The following is an 18,240-nucleotide window of genomic DNA, read 5'->3' as shown; positions in this document are numbered from 1 at the left end:
GGTTCATGGAAAGCGAACGAAACAGGGACATGCCGGTAACAGCCCAGACCATCATATCCATTGGGAGGCGGCGTTTTCGCAGAGTCACGACACCGGTATCAACCAGACATTCATCAATGAGTTCGGGTGAGAGCAGATCGGAAAGCGCAGAAAATTCTTTCGGCGTAAAGTTCAGGACGGTATCGAGAGCCTGGCTGAGTAACATAAAAAAATCCGTAATCCCCGGGAGATTACAGATTTTTGCAGAACTACAGGATCGTTCAATCGATCATTTCATGCTTAACTGATCGGCATTACGCAATTTATCGCGCCGCTACGGTGAGGGACAGTGATGGTCAGAATGCGCGCATTCTGTAGAGGGCATAAAGAAAATAATACGCTGTGATAGTATTCAAATTCATAATCATATATTTCATCTTCTCATTTTTATTCAACAGAATAAAAATGCCTTTGGAATATCTTCCCCGCTTAATTTCATTAATCTCCTGAGCAATATCGCCCGGTGAAAAAGATGAATGATACATGGCTGTGACAATTTGCATATCCAGAGCCAGAACGCGTTTAGAAATACCCTTAAGAAAGTAATCGAGATCGCTTTCCTTATATTTTTCCACGATTCCATCATACAACACCGTCAGTGATGTTTTTCTCACCTTCAACTCATTGTAATTGGACTTGCGTTTGGAGAGTGAGCCTTCAATATCTTCATAATGATAGGCGCTACCCGGCATCACCAAAAAGTTACTGACGCAGCTAAAACATTTAAGGTTGAATAATAAATCTTCGCTCATTGAGATACCTTCAATAAAGCGTAACCCCATCTCTTCAACCATTTTTCGGCGATAACATTTGTTATGCAAATAACCAATATTGTCGCTCATCTCCAGCTCTCCGAGCACGAAAGGAATATCTTCCAGCTCAAAAAAACCCGCGTGAGAAACCTTGCCTACACGATCATCATTCAAGTTTCCCACCATCAGATCAATCGTTTGGGCTGGCCAGGCTGCAAGGTTCTGCTTAAACACCATAAGAAAGTTAGTCTCGACCCAATCATCCGCATCCAGAAATAATACATATTCTCCACAGGATAATTGCAAGGCGTTATTTCTCGCCGCACTGACGCCTGCATTCGTCTGGTGAAGAATGGTGACTTGCGGCCAGGAGAGAAACTCTTCAAGTATTCGTGGGGTTAAATCACTACTCCCATCATTAACAACGATAACTTCATAATTTCTGTAGGTTTGATTAAGCACACTCAGAATTGTTCGCTTAATGGTTTTTTGTGCGTTAAAGGCTGGGATAATAACACTAAATAATGGCTTTTCATTCATGATAAACTCTCTTTACTGTCTGAGGTTTTGATATTGTTAAATAACAGCCATAGTTTCCTGGGGTTGATAAAAATGAGATGAACACGCATGACCGGTTGCGCAGAAAAGAAATAATTAAGCAGCGTAAAAGACAAAAACTCGGTCAATACCACGCTAATTGCGGCACCAGTCAGACCGAAATGCGGCACCAAAAGGAGTGATGACGCAAGACAGATTAATAAAACAGCAAAGGTTTTTTTCACCAAATAACGATAACCGTTGTACTTAATAATGAAGCGGTCCATTACGCTACTTAACACCGCGCACATCGCGCCAAAACTGAGGAGCACCGTTGGCGCGATAGCATCCAGCCAGGCCGCGCCGTAAAAGGCACGAATAAACCAGCCCGAGAGCAACCAAATAGAAAAAATCACGCCAGCGGAAACACCAATCACCAACAAATGCAGCTTCTGGGCTTTCACAATGGCCTGTTCAGGATCGCGCTCGGCAAAGAATGAGGGATAAAACGATGCCAGCAAGGCGCTGGGCAAAAACACCCAGGCCGTGGATAACGTCAGTGCAACCGAGAATATACCCGCCTCTTTCACCCCAAGAAAATAAGAGACGCTGACCTGATTAACTCGGGTATACAGCGCAACGGCAATCACAGATAAAATCAGTGAGAATCCCGATGCCACCATATAACGTGAATATTTTTTGAACTGCCGAATGGCGGGTATCGACCTCTGTTGCTCCGCCAGCAAAAACCAGCCCGTCTTCAACACAAACGGAATCAGCGTGGCCAATACGATAGGAATCGCCAGATATTTGGGATCGAGAGTGAAGTACGAAATAAAGTAACGCACCGTCAGGCTGATAACCAGGCCAATAAGATTGGCAATAACATTCCGCCGCGCATGCAGCATCGCTTCGTTATAGACATTCACCAGGTCGATAGCGGAAAACAGACAGGCAAATGCGGCGGCACCAATAAACACCAGTGCATCTGAGCTCAGTTCTTCCTGCATCACCAGAAATCCCACCAGCGACAATAGCGCGTACAACACCAGCACCAGGAAAAAGGTCGAGATCATCAATCTGATGCCGGAATAGCGCTTCTGTGAAATGCGTTTCAACAGAATCACATCGCTGCCCATCTGGGCGATGGTTTGCACAAACTGAAACACCAGCATGGAGAGGGAGATAATGCCGAAAGTGGTTGGACCGACGTATTTCGCCACATAGGAGGTAACGAAAATCAGACCCAATACCGCGATCAGCTTCTCAGCAATCATCCATAATGAGTTTTTTAATTTATCTTTCACAACGTCACCCCAAAGGGAATTATTTCCGCACCCACTTGCGCAGACGCGACACCAGACGAGGACTGAGGAAGAAAAACGTGAAGTACAGACTCCAGGCATTGATCATCAATCCCGAGGAGAGATAGGATTTAAACGATTGCCGATAAAGCGCAATATATTCATCGATAAAGTCGCGACTGAACCCCTCACTATTAAGTGCTTTGTAGATATAGGAGGAAGTGACTTTCAGATAGAGATGGTAATAACAGCGATGATGCTGCGCTGACAAAAACGCTTTCATGCTGCTAAACGAACGGGCAAACGAAAAATGTTTTTCCTTTAATGACGATCGGGTTGCCGAGTGGGCAGATTTAACGTAGTGATAAACCACTTTATCGGAGAACACCACCTGACGATGTTGTTGCAGCCAGAGATAGTTCATCACAAACAGCAGGTCTTCGAAGTTATAAATATCCTCATTGAAACGCAGATGATGTTGGCGAATAACATCACCGCGAAATACCTTGTCGCAAATGCCGTGTCGTGGATTGAAATAAAGCAATTCATTAATCGCGGCTGACACCGCCATCGGTCTGGCATGATCCGATGCCACCGGAAAATCCAACGCTTGTCCCTGTGGCGTAAAGTGTTGCGACTGACCAACGGCCATACAAACATTTTGCTGCATCAGACACAGCCAGGTCGAAAATGCCGTGGAGGGGAGAAAATCGTCGGCATCCAGAAAGCAAAGAAATTTGCCGCGCGACGCACGAATACCATGATTACGTGCCGACGAGACGCCACCATTCACTTTATCGATGATGTGAAAGTGTGGATAGTGCGCGTAATTTTGCAGCAACGACAGCGAGTGATCTGTCGAGCCATCGTTAATAAAAATCACTTCAAAGCGAGATTCATCCTGCTGGATCAGGCTTTCAATGCATCTCTCCAGATAGGCTGCGGCGTTATATACCGGCACGATGACGCTCAATAACACGTCGTTGACAGGATTTAGCATGTGACCTCTGAAGCATTAAACCGATTAGCCAGTAATGTTACTTCCGCATGATACTTATATTCGCCTTATAATTTATTTCGGAGTTTCCTCAGGTAAAAACACCAGAAATTAAAGAGGGGCGAATGATTGAGACCATTAAGAATTACGCCATATAAACAGGACAATTTAAATATTGATAGATGGCAAGAAAAAAAATAAGCTACCGCCCCTGGCTTACCGTCACCAGTTAAATAATTGGGGTTAACTCTTTTTTTTGGCAAAAGTCACCAGGCTGAACTCTGTTGGGTCCAGTTAAATTTCAGCCACTTAAATTGTCATACCCGGGTGAAAAGGTGCATCTAAAAATGGGCCTTCCCATCGCGGGCATCTACATTAATGATCTTGCTGTATGTCCTGCATTTTTATTACCGGGAGCATCACAGCCCCGGCGAAAAATGCATGGGGCGTTAATTCAGCACGGTCATCGCGAGCGCACTGCAACAGGCCATAAGCCAAAAAATTGCGATCTGATTCAAAACTCTACTCGATAATCTTACCGGGCAGGGTTATAAGGTCAATGTCAGCTATATCAAACCGGAATTTCCGTATCAGCCATCATCCCGTAATGGTGCCAAATAGATTAGCCAGCATGAATTAAGAATTGATGCATTGATTAGCTCAGGTCGTCGAAATACCAGGAATAAAGTGAAGGTAATGTAAGGTGATGTACCAAAATATTTCTGCGGTGTTTTTTCCACCGTAACATTTACTCCACGCTCACTCCTGGCGGTTATACACGCGCGTCCTTCAACTGGGGGGTTAATGCGACGCAGCGACATGCTCAGGAACGATGAATTCCACCGTTTTGCTGTCCAGCGGTTTATGCGTGGGATCGGCAAGAATAATGGTCACTTTATGCTTGCCTGCGGGCAACCCTACCAGGATCACCGGTTCCCCACTGGCGTCAGCCCAATGCCAGGGATTGCCGTCAACAACGACGTGGATATGACCGATACGTGGCGTGACCTTTAACGCCTCTGGCCCAAATACCGGTTCGATACGCAGGTTTTCCGCCCGATATTGAATAAATACCGCGCCCTTACGCAGCGGCCCGGCCAGCGGCGCATCAACGATAAGCCTCGCTGGTGGCTGTGGTTTTTCCAGCGGCGCGACGGCGGCAGGCCCCAGGACGTCGCCCGCACTAAGGCCGCCCAGCTCGGCGGCCCATGCGCAGGTGGCGGATGAGAACAATATCGGGGAAATAAGGATCAGTTTACTCAGCATGATGGTGGCTCCTGTGGGTAAGTAAATAACAACAGACACAGAAGACCACGCTGATGTATCGGCTTTATTTGGGCGATGCCGCGTTATGTATTGCTCTGTAACACCCGCCGCGTCAGATACAGAGAGAAACCAAAAAAGATGATCATGCGAGTGCAGCCAGCACCCAGGCGACGGCCAGCAAATCGGCACTGCCGCCAGGACTTAAACGCCGCGCCATTAACGCCTGATCCATCTGGTGCAGCGCGGCGTTATCCCAACCGGTTGCCAACAGCATCGCGGCATATCGCTGGACATAGCGCAGCCCTGCCTCGCCCCCACGCGACACCAGATTGCTGTCCGGGTTTGATGCCATCAGGCGCAGCAAAGCATGTTGTAACTGCCGCTCGCCCTGCTCCAGATGCCAGAATGGCAGCACCCTATTGCGTACCGTGGCGAAGCCACTTTCCACCTCACCACGCGCGCCCGTCAGGCCATAGTCACGAAACTGCTGCTCCCCGGCAGTACAACAGGTTTTGCGGTTAACCAGTTCACGCGCTACCAGGCCTCGACATATCTCACTCACCTGACGGCACAAGGCGTCAGCACTCACCCTGCGCCCCTGCCCCTGCAAACGCCCGGCAGCAAAGCACAGCAATCCCAGGGAGAAAATGCCGCCTTTGTGGGTATTCACCCCACTGGTGGCAGTGAACATCGCCTGCTCGCAAGCAATACCCGCCGGACGTAACAAACGCAGCTGTTCCGCGGCGGGATGGTGCGCATGCTCAAACCCGATGTTGGCAAAAACCGTCAGCCAGGGGGTGATGGCCGTAATGCTGGTTAACAGCAAGGCATGATCCATATCCTGATGCGAACCGTTATTAGCCCGATCCACCAGCCCCGGTTTCGGCGTTAAATCCAGTTCCAGAAGCAACGCCAGTGCCGCAAGGCCGGGCACGTCGGGTTCTGTGGCGTTAATCGCGAGCAAACCAGCCATCAATCATGTTCTCCACACGCGCTACCACCTCCTCAAGCGGATGGCGGCGCGAACGCGCGCAACCATGCGCCGGTTGATCGCAGACCAGACAACGACGGGTGTGCAAATCCAGTGAATGTCGTCCAATCTGCCCCAGCTGCGGGCAAAACACGTCAAAATCCCACAACCTGCCGAGCGGGAAGGTTTGTTCCAGTTCGACGCACTGCGCTTTGATTTCCACTGCCGGATGTTCCACGCACCACAGCGCTTCCGGTCCGGTTTCCAGCCACAACACCTGGTGGGCCAGCACCGGCCAGCGATGCTGCCACAGCAGTTGGTCGCAGGCCTGCACAGCCACCCCCATGGTGTTGCGATAACGGATGCTGTCTTTCACCGCTCCCGGTGTCACCAGCGTCAGCGAAATGATCGGTTGTTGATAGCGAGTGAGCCAGTCAGCCTGACGCGCCGCGCGAGCCTCTTTCGCCGCCAGCAGCGCTGTCAGACTGACGCCCGCTTGCACGGGCGTCATCATGGTCATAGTTCTTCCTCTTTAACCTGCCGAACAACGTCAATCACGCTGCCATCGCGATAGCGGATCACCCCGACAATGCGGTCGGTAAAGGCGATCGGTTTGGGTTCACCGGTCAGCGAAACCGCACGCTGATAGAGCGCCTCGATATCGACCACTTTCAACCCGGCGGCCAGCAAGCGCTCGCGAATTTCCGGGCGCGCCGGATTCACCGCGATACCGTGGTCGGTCACCAGCACATCAATACTCTCGCCGGGCGTCAGCCGGGTGGTGACGCGTTTAACCACGGTGGGAATGCGACTGCGCAGCAGCGGCGCGACCACAATCGTCAGATTGGCGGCGGCGGCAACGTCGCAGTGACCACCAGAGGCACCGCGCATCACGCCATCGGAGCCGGTAATGACGTTCACGTTGAATTCAACGTCAATTTCCAGTGCGCTCAGGATCACCACATCAAGTTGATCGCAACTGGCCGCTTTGCCGCCGGGATTGGCATACACGTCGGTGGAGATCTCCACATGATTCGGGTTGCGATGCAGTGAGGCCGCCGCTTCACTGTCAAAGCATTGGGTATCGAGTAATTTTTCGATCAACCCCTTTTCGTGCAGATCGACCAGGCCCCCGGTGATACCACCAAGAGCAAAACGCGCTTTGACGCCGTGGCGCGCCATTTTTTCTTCCATAAAACGGGTGGCCGCCGTGGCCGCTGCGCCCGAACCGGTCTGCATCGAAAAGCCTGGGCGGAAATAGCCCGAGTGTTCAATCACATCGGCGGCGTAGCGGGCAATCATCAGCTCACGCGGGTTGCTGGTGACGCGTGCCGCCCCAACGCTGATTTTCGCCGGATCACCCACACTGGCGACCTGAACGATCAAATCCACCTGATCCTGGCCGAGGCTGGCGGGCATATTGGGAAACGGCACCAGCTCCTCGGTCAGCAGCACCACCTTTTTGGCGAAACGGGCATCAACCATTGCATAACCGAGCGACCCACACGCGGAACGGCCTTGCGTACCATTGGCGTTGCCAAACTCGTCGCTGCACGGCACGCCAAGGAAAGCGACATCAATGTTCAGTTCGCCATCCTGTAATAGCTTGACCCGACCACCGTGGGAATGGATCTGCACCGGTTCTTTCATCAGACCATGTGAAATCGCTTCCGCCAGTTTGCCGCGCATCCCGGAGGTGTAGATACGCGTGATCACTCCGCTTCGAATATGCTCGATCAGCGCATCGTTGCAGGTCATCAGCGAACTGGAAGCCAGCGTCAGATTTTTAAATCCGAGCCGTGCCAGCACCGCCACCACATTGTTGATAACCTGATCGCCTTCGCGAAATGCGTGGTGGAAGGAGATGGTCATACCATCCTGTAAGCCGCTACGCGCGATGGCATCATCCAGCGAGGCACACAATTTACGGGTGTGTTTGGCATGGATATCTGCCAGCCACGGCGTGGTGTGATGGGCGCTTTCAAAAGGTTTTAACTCACGCAGATGCGGGAAATTAACGTGAAGAAGTTCTGTTTGATTCATGATTTTTTCCTTAACGCCGCACGCCGGATGCCGCCGCACGCTCCAGCACCATCAGCGCGTGATTGATAATCGGGGCATCGATCATTTTGCCGTTTAGCGACACCACGCCGAGGCCATTACGCTCACCCTCTTCTGCTGCTTCGATCACGCGTTGCGCGTGATCCACTTCCTGCTGAGTGGGTGCATAGGCGTTATGCAGCAGATCAATCTGGCGCGGGTTGATTAACGATTTGCCGTTAAAACCCATTTTGCGGATCAGCTCGACTTCACGCAGAAAACCGGCTTCATCGTTCACGTCTGACCACACCACGTCAAAAGCATCGATACCGGCAGCGCGGGCGGCGTGCAGCACGGCACAACGGGCATAGAACAACTCGGTGCCATCGCCACGTTCGGTTTGCATATCCATCACATAATCGAAAGCCGCCAACGCAATGCCGATCAGCCGCTGGGAGCTGCGCGCGATCGCCACGGCGTTGATTACACCAATCGCGGATTCAATCGCCGCCATCACTCGCGTAGATCCGACTTCACGACCACAAGCTAACTCGATCCGTTCGAGGTGACGCTCCAGTTCGTAGATATCTTCCGGGGTATCGGTTTTCGGCAAGCGCACCACATCAACACCCGCACGCACCACCGCCTCCAGATCCGGCAAACCAAACGGCGTGTTCAATGGGTTAATGCGTACCACGGTTTCAATGTCCTGATACATCGGGTGCTGCAATGCATGGAACACCAGCAAACGCGCGGTATCTTTTTCCCGGAGTGCGACCGCGTCTTCCAGATCGAACATGATCGAATCAGGCCGATAGATAAAGGCTGTGGAGAGCATGGCCGCATTGGCCCCCGGCAAGAACAGCATGCTTCGGCGTAGTTTCCTCATAGCAGTTTTCCCCAATCGATCTCCGCGTCTGGTGCGGCGCGCAGTATGGCGCTTTGCAAACGAGCGCGGATCACACAATCCAGCGCGCCTTTGTCTTCGATAATGATCAAGCCCTGATGGACCTGCATATCACGCAGCGTGCTGTGCACCACCTGGCGGATCTGATCGCCGAACTGCTTGATCACCTCGCTATGAATCACCACTTCCAACCCGTCTCCGGCGGGGGCGATTTTTACCATCAGGTCGCTGGACTCCAGGGTTCCCGCCAGCGCCTCCCTCACAATTTTCATATTTATATTCCTGATTTTTTAAGCAACTTCTGCGCTGTAATGGGATGTCAGATGCGCAAAAGTGGTATCCGGTACGATTTCCCGAATGCGGGAAAACTGGTGTGTTTTTAATAAGCGCCGCACTTCTGAAGCCGAGATGGCATGGCCTGCGGCTTTGATACGCGGGATTTCCACCACCTCCACCGCGCCCGCCAGCAGCTGATGCATGCTGTGGTTGTACTGGCGGGTGATGTCGCAAAACGGTTCGCTGCCGATAAAGCGATGGGTAATACCTAACGCCGGGGCGATATGGTTGCGGAACAGCAGCAGGTCGATCTCACTCCACGCCTGCTGGACCTTGCCGGTTTCTTTCAGGAAATAGGCCGGAAAGGTGGCGCGCGAGATGATGTACTGAGAACCTTCATGCAAGGTTATATTGGGCAGATGGGCGACGCCGCTCTGCACCATTTTCCAGCGTGCGCTATAGGGGAAGAACGAAGCGTCTTCACTGACCACAAACAGGTGCAGCCAGTCACAACGTGCTGCCGCCTGCTCCACCAGATAACGATGCCCCAGCGTAAAAGGGTTGGCGTTCATCACAATCGCGCCAATACGTTGCCCGGCGACACGGCTGGCCTGCAATGAACGACAGTAGCGCTGAATACCTGAAGGGGTGTTTTCCAGCAGAATGGCGTTCTCTCCACTCTGTACCACCGGCCAGAACCCGTTACGCTGGAACCGTTCCCGGTTGCAGGGGCGCGTGCACAGGAACAAGTGAAAATGTCCACGCGCCAGCGCCAGGTGTTCCACTTCAGCCAGCAACTGTGCGCTGAGATTTTCACCGCGCCACTGCTCATCAATGGCGACACATTTGATAACGTTAGCGGCGAGGCCAGCGCAGCCCACCAGCCGATCGTTCGACCAGGCTTCAACAAAGGTGGTGATGTCGCTGTCCATGCCTAATCCGCTATCCGCCAGCAGCGCACGGATAGTCTCGCGCCGCCGGGTATTACCGCTGACTTCCGCGATGCGGAAGTCGATGGGGGGTCGTGGTTGCATAATCTCGCCTGCGCCTCAGTGCGTCGCCGTCAGCGCGTGAGCTGGCGCATCGATAATCACATTGCTGAGATGGCCGATGTTTTCAATCTCCACTTCAATGCGATCGCCTGCCTGCATAAACAGCGGTGGATTGCGTTTCTTACCCACGCCGCCCGGCGAGCCGGTAATGATGACGTCTCCGGCATGCAGGCTGGTGAAGGTGCTGATGTACTCAATGAGTTCGGCGACTTTATGGATCATGCTGGCGGTGTTGTCATCCTGCACCATGCGGCCATTCAACCAGGTGCGAATTGCCAGCCGATGCGGGTCCGGGATTTCATCGGCGGTGGTCATCCACGGGCCAAATGCGCCGGTCTGCCGCCAGTTTTTTCCGGCGGTAAACCAGGTGTGCTGCCAGTCACGCGCGGAGCCGTCCATATAACAGCTGTAGCCCGCCACATGATTCAGCGCGTCCTCGCGTGCGATATCCTCGCCGCTTTGACCAATGATCACCGCCAGCTCACCTTCATAATCAAATTCGCTGGAGTGGCGCGGTTTCAGTACCGGCGCGTTATGGCCGGTTTGCGAGTCGGCAAAACGCACAAATAACGTCGGTGCCGGGTTATGTTGATCAAACTCTTTACGCTTTTCGGCGTAGTTCATGCCGACGCAAAGAATCTTCCCTGGGTTATCAATCACCGGTAACAATTCAAGATCGTTAAAGCGCAGATCCGGCACCTCCTGGCTCAGCTGTTGCGCTTCAGATAAGGCGTTGGCAGCGAGCAGCGATTTTAAATCCGCGTAGCGGTCACCAAGACGGCGACCCAGATCGATCACACCGTTATCCCTGACGATGCCGTAGCTACGCTTTCCCTGGTGGACAAAGCTTGCAAGTTTCATATTCGTTCCTGTAACGCATAAATCAGACGAGGAAGTTGCCGAGGATGAGCAGCGATACCGACACGTTGATCGCCCCGCCGATACGGGTGGCAATTTGAGCAAATGGCATCAGGCTCATACGGTTACCCGCGGTGAGGATGGCGACATCCCCGGTGCCCCCCTGACCGCTCTGGCAGCAGGAGACGATGGCGACATCGATAGGATGCATACCGATCTTTTTGCCGACAAAGAAGCCCGTCGCGACCAGTGCAGAAACGGTGCTGACGATCACCAGCAGGTTATTGATGGTGAATGCGTGCACCAGTTCCTCCCACGGCGTAATCGCCACGCCAACGGCAAACAGGATGGGATAGGTCACCGAGGTCTGGAAGAATTTGTACACCACCTGCGACCCTTCCAGCAGGCGTGGTGAAACACCGTGTGCCAGCTTGATCAGCACCGCGACAAACAGCATGCCAACCGGCGCTGGCAGGCCAATCAGTTTGTGGCCGAGCATACCGATCATGTACAACAGCACCGCCAACAGCGCCCCGGCGGCGATGGTAGTGACATCGGTTTTACCCGGTGCCGCTTCTGGCGCTTTGGTGTCGCCGTTGCTGCGGTTTGGCATCAGTTGGCCTTCACCGGTCAAATGCGGAAAACGCTTACCAAGTTGGTTCAGGCAGCCGGAGATAATGATCGCCGTCAGACCACCCAGCATCACCATTGGCAACACGCGACCAAGCGCAACGCCCTGATCCATATGCAGCAGCGTGGCGTAGCCAATTGACAGCGGGATCGCCCCTTCGCCAACGCCACCGGCCATGATCGGCAGAATAATAAAGAAGAAGATCTGGAAAGGTTCCATACCGAGCATCAGGCCAACGCCCATTCCCACCAGCATGCCGACGATTTCACCGCACAACATGGGGAAGAAAATACGCAGGAATCCCTGAATCAGGGTGGTGCGATTCATGCTCATGATGCTGCCGACAATAATGCAGCAGATGTAGAGATAGAGGATGTTGGTGGATTTATAGAATTTGGTGGTGGACTCCACCACCACATCCGGCAGCAGGCCATAGTAGACCATCGCTGACGGGATAAAGGTGGCGCAAATCGCAGCAGCCCCCAGTTTGCCCACAATCGGTAGACGTTTGCCAAACTCACCACAGGCAAAACCGAAAAACGCCAGTGTCGCGACCATCACCACAATATCGCTGGGTAACTTGCCGCCCAGACAATCGATAGCAATCAACGCCCCGGCCAGCAGAAATAATGGCAATGGAATAATCCCGATTTTCCAGGTATCCATAATATGCCACCACCGGTCCTTAAGTGATTTCTTTTGAATCGCCAATGATTCAGAGGTAACAGAAAACGAATCGTCAGTTGTGCTCATAATTAAGCCCCTTGGTTATTTTGTGCCTTCAGGGTAAAGGGCTAATGGCGTAGGTTATGTGAGGGAAAGCATAATAAAACCGGAGTTTTAATGGCACCTATGGTTTTTATGGTTTCTTTTATTTTCTGTGATTCACACCTTAATTATTGCCGTGGTTTTAATGGTTTTTATATCCAGAGGTACATGTTAATAACATTTCCAAAAATGAGTATTTAACATGTCATTTTTTGCGCCAGATCTTGCTGTGCAAGGGATCACAAGTTTCCAGTAAACTACGCACAATGATGATAAAAAATGGTACATTGGCGCTTTGCTGGCTGTGGTGTGTGCCGTTATGAAGCTATCCTTCCAAATCAAACTTTTTATTTCTCTGGTGCTGTTCTTCTCCGGTTTGTTTGTTTTGCTCGGCATTTATTACTACCAGGATGTCAGTCGCCAGCTTTATCAGGAAATGAGCACCAGAGCAAAAATACAGGCAGAAGAGATCGCGATTATTCCGAATTTGCGCAAGGCGGTCGCAGACAAAGATATTCCGGCGATTAATCAATTTATGCACCAGGTGGTTTTGCATAGCGATGCCAGCTTTATTGTGGTGGGGGATAATAAGGGAATTCATCTATTTCATTCGGCGCACGGGGAGGTTGTCGGCAAAAAGCTGATTGGCGGCGACAATGACGCAGTGCTGCGCGGAATCAGCACCACCACGATTCGCAAAGGTGGGCTGGGAATATCTCTGCGCAGCAAAGCGCCGATATTTGACGATAACCATCAGGTGATCGGCATTATCTCAGTGGGTTATCTCACCAGCTATCTCGACACCATTACGCTGAGTAAAGTGATCAATATCTTTATCGCCGCCGTGTTGTTGCTGGCCGCCCTGTTTATCTTTTCCTGGTTTTTCACCCGCGGGATCAAAAAACAGATTTTCTCGCTGGAACCACGGGAAATTGGTCTGCTGGTACGCCAGCAGAAAGCCATGATGGAATCCATCTATGAAGGGGTCATTGCGGTCGACAGTGAGCTGCGCATTGAAGTGATCAATCAGGCAGCACGCAAACTTTTAGGGTTGAGCCAGCCAACCCGCCTGCTACGTGGTCATCCTATTAGCGAGGTGATTGCTCCAGTGCCCTTTTTCACCCGCGAGGTGATACTGGAAAACGATACCCACGACGAAATTTGCCGTTTCAATCAGTTAACGGTGATCGCCAGCCGGGTGCGAATTATGCTGGAGGATGAATTGCAGGGGTGGGTCATCACCTTTCGAGATCGCAACGAAATTGACAGCCTGAGTGCGCAACTCAGCCAGGTTAAACGCTATGTCGATAATCTGCGCATCATGCGCCATGAACAGTTAAATCGCATGACCACCCTCTCCGGGCTGTTGCATATGGGACGTTACGACGAAGCGGTGCGCTATATCCAGGCCCAGTCAGAGCATGCGCAGGAACTGCTGGACTTTATCTCCGCCCGTTTTAGCTCACCGACGCTGTGCGGCCTGCTGTTAGGCAAAGCGGCGCGGGCGCGGGAAAAAGGCGTGGCGTTAGCCTTTGATCCGTTATGCGAGATGGCGCGACCTTGTCGTATGCTGGGAGAGGCCGAGCTGATCTCAATCATCGGTAACCTGCTGGATAATGCAATCGAAGCCACCCAGCGCTCTCCTCTGCCTCACGATCCAGTGGAAGTACTGATCCTGCTTAATGAGCGGGAGCTGATCATTGAGGTGGCGGATCAAGGTATCGGTATCGATCCGACCATTCGTGAGCATATTTTTGAACGCGGGATGACCACCAAGCGCAGTGGCGATCATGGCATCGGCCTGTATTTAATCGCCAGCTATGTCACGCAGGTTGGCGGGTCGATTGAAGTCTCTAACAATGCCCCGCGAGGTACGATTTTTTCGTTATTTATTCCTGAAATGGGCGACCAGGCGCGTCCCGTTCCGACGCTGGAAGAACAGTATTATGCAACCTGAAATGATAGACGTATTGATTGTAGAAGATGAAAACACACTCGCGCAGTTGCATGCCGATCTGATCGGCGAACATCCGCGCCTGCGGCTGGTGGGGGTTGCCTCGTCACTCGCTGAAGCTCGGGTGTTAATGAAGAGCAAGCAGCCAAAGCTGGTGCTGCTCGACAATTATTTGCCGGACGGTAAAGGCATCACGTTGATCAGCGATCCATTGGTTTTGCACGCCAACTGTTCGGTAATTTTTATCACTGCCGCCAGCGATATGGATACCTGTAGCCAGGCAATCCGCAATGGTGCCTTCGACTATATTCTCAAGCCTGTCTCATGGAAGCGTTTAAGCCAATCACTGGAACGTTTTGTGCAATTCGCCGAACAGCAGCGAGTATGGAAGATTGTTGATCAGCAAAACGTTGATTCGCTCTATCAACTTCAGGCGAAAAATTACCGCCAGGATAACGGCAGCAAAGGTATAGAAGAAAAGACGCTGGCGCTGGTACAAAGAATGTTTGCCGAAGCCGCACAACGTTGTTTTTCCGTGGACGAGGTGGTGAGCGAAACCGGACTGAGTAAAACCACTACCCGACGCTATCTGGAACACTGCGTGGATGCGGGTTTTCTGGCGGTGGAGATGCAGTACGGCAAGATTGGTCATCCGAGGAGGATGTATCGACGGGTTGCGGAGTCATGATGGGAAATGCGCGGCACGGTGGTCGCTTTTGATGCATCGTTCTGCGTGACTTACCTCAAATTTAATCGTTTACGATACCCGATGTAAAAACAACGTCGTATACTTTCGCTCTTGCCTGAAAAGCATTAATTAACAATAAAATCATATAGTTAAAAACATCATTTTCAATGACTCACCTTTCGGGTGTGGCAACGCTTGACCGTACGTAAATGGTCGTACAAAATACAAGAAATGTAGAATGGCTTTCAAAGAGATAAAGTCTAAGGCAATAAGCTGTCTGAAAAATGGATGCTATGACCATGAAGCAAGGTGCGATATTGATACGAAGAATCTGTTTTCTGTTGGGGAAATAGACGAAGAATATGTAATTTCTTTGATACAGCGAACATTTGGGGATCAATATACTTACAGCCCACATCATCAGGACAGTCATACTTACGTTCATCTATGCCGTCCATATAAAGATGGCTGTTATTGGTACGTAAAGTTTTATTTCATTGAACCCGACATTATCTTTATCAGCGTTCATAGATAGCAGGAGAGGTTAAGATGAGAATCGTTAAAGAAGGTGATACACGACAGGTTATCTGCCATAACTGTGGAAAAAGTCAGGCGACCTATTTATTACGCGATGTCGATTTCAATGATAAAAGTGGCACTGTTAAAAATATTTTAGCGGCTGTATGTAATAACTGCCATGAAGTCGTCAGCATTCCAGCGCAATCGACACCAAAGATCAAAGAGGAGTACGAAAAAATAAGGGCATCTTTAGAGGTAAGGGTTCCGGCACATTTTCTGGACATCTTAAATGTAGCCTCTCAGAAAATAAACCCCGCTGTGGATGATAGCTTCAGCCGTGCGCTGATACTTTATTATATTCATGCCTTAAACTCTGGACGCTATGAGCAGCCGGATTTAGCAAAGCTATTGAATGGTGATTTAGCCAAAGCCAAAGCTTCAAAAAGAATCTCGATAAAGATAACTCCCTGGCAGCTCAACGAACTCAATGAGCTTATGGCGAAGCAACATATTGAAAAAAATACCGATGTAATTAAAGCCGTAATACTTAAGATAAATGAAGACATTATCCAGAATGACAAACCCGAACAACTTTCTGAATTAAGAAATGTTGCGGCTGCATTTTCATAATGCTGCCAACTGAATCAACAGATAATGAATTGGCTAAAGTTGACCATTCATGTTAATCAGAGCCGCTTCACATTTTTTGAATTTCCCTGCATCAAATGATTTTTGCTGATTTACTCACTACCGATTAAAAAGTAGACTCCCCCGCTGGCGGATAAAAGGGCAACACAGGACCAGGGAAATGGCGAAAGGCATCGTGCTTTGTCAGGGTGACAAGACTAAATGCGGCGGTAAAATTACCGCAGGAACAGCGCAAGGTTTTTCTTTCGGTAAGCCTCAGGCAAGGGAAGGCGATCCTGTTACCTGTGGGAAAAATGGCAAAACGTATCGAATCATTGGCGGTATATCTCACTATACCAGCGGACCCGATAATAAGCGTATTGCCGGCTCGCTGGACAGCCACAGCTCCTGCCCCTGTAAGGCGAAAATTATTCCTTCCAATCTTTATCCTACTTATACGCAGGAAGATGCTCCGGTGATGAGGGGGATGGATGCCACCAAACAAGTGCCTGCTGAAACGGCAACAAAACCGAATCAATTTATCCAAAATCTTCTGGAGCAAAACAGGCAACTTGTTATCAGCCAACAAAATGAAAAACCTATTCCAGATGGCGTTTATATCTGGACAGAAATCATCGGTGCAGGACACACGTTTGTTTCTGTACATGAAAATGATCATATATATCTATATACGTATGGGCGGTTTGGTCGACGAGGCCCTGGTGGGCTGACGGGGGATGGAATCCTCAACTTTTTGAAGGATGAAGATGCAGAAGACTACTATAAAAAGGAACTTTATAAAATGAATGCTAGTGTATTTCACATCAATGACGCAGACATAACACTGACCAGATATTACTTTGAAGATCTATGGATTAAAGGTACTCCAGCAATTAAAACAGAGAGAATGCCTGAAACAACTCAAAGGAGAGGTCGTACTATAGACAAGTATGATGTTACTGGAAATAACTGTACAACACATTCCATCTCTGGAATAAAATTTTCCGGTTCAACTGTATTTAATAATAGTTATAGTTCATTAACTACACAGCTACCCATCGAAGCAGAGGAAGACTTTACTGTTCCTTTATCTCTACAAAGATATTTAGGAAAAAAAGCAGTGGACATGTCTTCTATGCTCGTCATGGAAATGACGAATAATTTTAAAAAACAATTTTCTAATGATGATAGCATCCACCCTTTACCAAAGTCTCTCGACGGAATAGCCAATCAAGTTGCTGCTGGAATCGCTACTACTGGCGATTCTTTATCCCCATACTCAGGTGGAACCATTGGTGGTTTTTTTGTAGGTTCTTATGACATTGACGAAAAAGACTAAATTTATTCTTCGTTGGGGTGGGATTATGATTTTATCAATCTCCTACTTCCTTAGTCTGATAATAGCCTCGATATCTTACTCAGACATATACGAAAATCTAACACTGCAACAATCTGATTTCGTCCCTTTAACTGAGTATTGGGCTACAATTGAATATATGATTGAATATATAAATCTAATCCTTGACATAGCCTTCCTGGGGTTTATTATCTGCGTCCCCTTGATCCTGATTATATTCAAGAAAGTAAGATAATCCTGAATCCATCCAGACATAAACTTTTTATAATAATTAACAAAATCGATGTATCATCGTGAGATGACTTCATAAGCAAAAATAGGTTTCTTACAACTAAAAAACAATATATTCAGACTGAAGAAGTACGATTATTCAACATATTATCAATCATCATTTAATTACGTCAAAAGATAGTTTGAAAAAATAAAAACAGACCAATCAATTTTAATCAGAGCAGCTTCACATTTTTTGAATTTCCCTGCATCAAATGATTTTTGCTGATTTACTCACTACCGATTAAAAAGTAGACTCCCCCGCTGACGGATAAAAGGGCAACACAGGACCAGGGAAATGGCGAAAGGCATCGTGCTTTGTCAGGGTGACAAGACTAAATGCGGCGGTAAAATTACCGCAGGAACAGCGCAGGGTTTTTCTTTCGGCAAGCCTCAGGCAAGGGAAGGCGATCCTGTTACCTGTGGGA

General features: G+C 49.8%; 18 protein-coding genes. 5 read left to right on the top strand and 13 right to left on the bottom strand.

Annotated features, from left to right (window positions below):
* The 13 genes from CTZ24_RS04405 to CTZ24_RS04345 form a co-directional block, all read right to left on the bottom strand.
* Positions 1-205, bottom strand: a 205-nt coding sequence (locus tag CTZ24_RS04405; RefSeq protein WP_208724919.1) for a transposase domain-containing protein, incomplete at its 3' end; no start/stop codon positions are given.
* Between the two features lie 130 nt (positions 206-335).
* Positions 336-1,331 carry a glycosyltransferase family 2 protein gene (locus tag CTZ24_RS04400; protein WP_208724918.1) on the bottom strand — a complete coding sequence of 332 codons (996 nt, stop codon included), beginning with the start codon at positions 1,329-1,331 and terminating at the stop codon, positions 336-338.
* Positions 1,328-2,635 carry an oligosaccharide flippase family protein gene (locus CTZ24_RS04395; RefSeq protein ID WP_208724917.1) on the bottom strand — a complete coding sequence of 436 codons (1,308 nt, stop codon included), beginning with the start codon at positions 2,633-2,635 and terminating at the stop codon, positions 1,328-1,330. The genes CTZ24_RS04400 and CTZ24_RS04395 overlap by 4 nt, the downstream gene beginning before the upstream one ends.
* A gap of 19 nt (positions 2,636-2,654) precedes the next feature.
* Positions 2,655-3,632: a glycosyltransferase family 2 protein gene (locus tag CTZ24_RS04390; protein WP_208724916.1), complete on the bottom strand. Its 978-nt coding sequence runs from the start codon at positions 3,630-3,632 to the stop codon at positions 2,655-2,657.
* Between the two features lie 798 nt (positions 3,633-4,430).
* Positions 4,431-4,895 (bottom strand): DUF6130 family protein, encoded by a 465-nt coding sequence (locus CTZ24_RS04385; RefSeq protein ID WP_208724915.1) that lies wholly within the window; start codon positions 4,893-4,895, stop codon positions 4,431-4,433.
* 142 nt (positions 4,896-5,037) lie between these two features.
* The gene (citG, locus tag CTZ24_RS04380; protein WP_208724914.1) at positions 5,038-5,868 is read right to left on the bottom strand and encodes a triphosphoribosyl-dephospho-CoA synthase CitG; all 831 of its coding nucleotides are present in this window, start codon (positions 5,866-5,868) and stop codon (positions 5,038-5,040) included.
* Positions 5,846-6,385, bottom strand: a complete 540-nt coding sequence (citX, locus tag CTZ24_RS04375; RefSeq protein ID WP_208724913.1) for a citrate lyase holo-[acyl-carrier protein] synthase — start codon at positions 6,383-6,385, stop codon at positions 5,846-5,848. Before citX ends, citG begins: the two co-directional genes overlap by 23 nt.
* Positions 6,382-7,908, bottom strand: coding sequence for a citrate lyase subunit alpha (gene citF, locus CTZ24_RS04370; protein WP_208724912.1), 1,527 nt, complete (start codon positions 7,906-7,908; stop codon positions 6,382-6,384). Before citF ends, citX begins: the two co-directional genes overlap by 4 nt.
* 10 nt (positions 7,909-7,918) lie before the next feature.
* Entirely contained in the window at positions 7,919-8,794 is an 876-nt protein-coding gene (gene citE, locus CTZ24_RS04365; protein ID WP_036628187.1) for a citrate (pro-3S)-lyase subunit beta, read from the bottom strand.
* Positions 8,791-9,084, bottom strand: coding sequence for a citrate lyase acyl carrier protein (citD, locus tag CTZ24_RS04360; RefSeq protein ID WP_021186453.1), 294 nt, complete (start codon positions 9,082-9,084; stop codon positions 8,791-8,793). Before citD ends, citE begins: the two co-directional genes overlap by 4 nt.
* Positions 9,085-9,102: 18 nt before the next feature.
* The gene (gene citC / locus CTZ24_RS04355; protein WP_021186452.1) at positions 9,103-10,122 is read right to left on the bottom strand and encodes a [citrate (pro-3S)-lyase] ligase; all 1,020 of its coding nucleotides are present in this window, start codon (positions 10,120-10,122) and stop codon (positions 9,103-9,105) included.
* A 15-nt stretch (positions 10,123-10,137) separates the two neighbouring features.
* Positions 10,138-11,001: a fumarylacetoacetate hydrolase family protein gene (locus tag CTZ24_RS04350; RefSeq protein WP_208724911.1), complete on the bottom strand. Its 864-nt coding sequence runs from the start codon at positions 10,999-11,001 to the stop codon at positions 10,138-10,140.
* Positions 11,002-11,023: 22 nt separating this feature from the next.
* Positions 11,024-12,382: a 2-hydroxycarboxylate transporter family protein gene (locus CTZ24_RS04345; protein ID WP_036628181.1), complete on the bottom strand. Its 1,359-nt coding sequence runs from the start codon at positions 12,380-12,382 to the stop codon at positions 11,024-11,026.
* Between the two features lie 334 nt (positions 12,383-12,716).
* On the opposite strand from CTZ24_RS04345, the gene CTZ24_RS04340 reads away from it, so the two are divergent.
* The 5 genes from CTZ24_RS04340 to CTZ24_RS26830 all read left to right on the top strand — a co-directional run.
* Positions 12,717-14,354, top strand: a complete 1,638-nt coding sequence (locus CTZ24_RS04340) for an ATP-binding protein (RefSeq protein ID WP_208724910.1) — start codon at positions 12,717-12,719, stop codon at positions 14,352-14,354.
* Positions 14,344-15,039 carry a response regulator gene (locus tag CTZ24_RS04335; RefSeq protein WP_208724909.1) on the top strand — a complete coding sequence of 232 codons (696 nt, stop codon included), beginning with the start codon at positions 14,344-14,346 and terminating at the stop codon, positions 15,037-15,039. Before CTZ24_RS04340 ends, CTZ24_RS04335 begins: the two co-directional genes overlap by 11 nt.
* 549 nt (positions 15,040-15,588) lie before the next feature.
* Complete coding sequence (locus CTZ24_RS04330; protein ID WP_208724908.1) at positions 15,589-16,188, top strand: hypothetical protein; 600 nt, start codon at positions 15,589-15,591, stop codon at positions 16,186-16,188.
* A gap of 178 nt (positions 16,189-16,366) precedes the next feature.
* Positions 16,367-17,524, top strand: a complete 1,158-nt coding sequence (locus tag CTZ24_RS04325) for a PAAR domain-containing protein (protein ID WP_208724907.1) — start codon at positions 16,367-16,369, stop codon at positions 17,522-17,524.
* 586 nt (positions 17,525-18,110) lie between these two features.
* A partial coding sequence (locus tag CTZ24_RS26830; protein ID WP_208725493.1) for a PAAR domain-containing protein occupies positions 18,111-18,240 on the top strand: 130 nt, incomplete at its 3' end.

This window comes from Pantoea phytobeneficialis, assembly GCF_009728735.1.
In the GTDB taxonomy this organism is placed as follows: Bacteria; Pseudomonadota; Gammaproteobacteria; order Enterobacterales; family Enterobacteriaceae; genus Pantoea; species Pantoea phytobeneficialis.
The sequence above is the reverse complement of the archived record's forward strand: the minus strand, read 5'-3'. Positions and strand labels throughout refer to the sequence as shown.